The organism is Mesorhizobium sp. Arg314 (assembly GCF_053714275.1).
In genome coordinates this window covers 1-263 of the sequence record NZ_JBSKBP010000351.1, presented here as the reverse complement: position 1 = coordinate 263, position 263 = coordinate 1, and the positions used below count along the sequence as shown (strand labels likewise).

The window sequence follows — 263 nt, the reverse complement described above, 5'->3', positions numbered from 1 at the left end:
ACAGTGAAGGCCTACGATCTCTATGGCATCCACTTCAATTTCGGCAAGGCCACCATTCAGCGCGACACCGCCCCCTTGCTCAAGGACATGGCCGTCACTCTCAAGAACAACCCATCGTGGACACTCCGCATCGTCGGGCACACGGATTCGATCGGTGACCCCAAGGTCAACTTGAAGCTCTCCCAGCAGCGAGCCGCATCCATCAAGGCTGAACTTGTCAAGTTCGGCATCGCCGCGGCGCGGCTTGACACTGATGGCCAGGG

General features: G+C 58.9%; 1 protein-coding gene. It reads left to right on the top strand.

All coding sequences use genetic code 11. The annotated features are described in order from the left end of the window. The coding region (locus ACWGS9_RS35820; protein ID WP_454509562.1) for an OmpA family protein at positions 1-263 on the top strand (263 nt) is incomplete at both ends.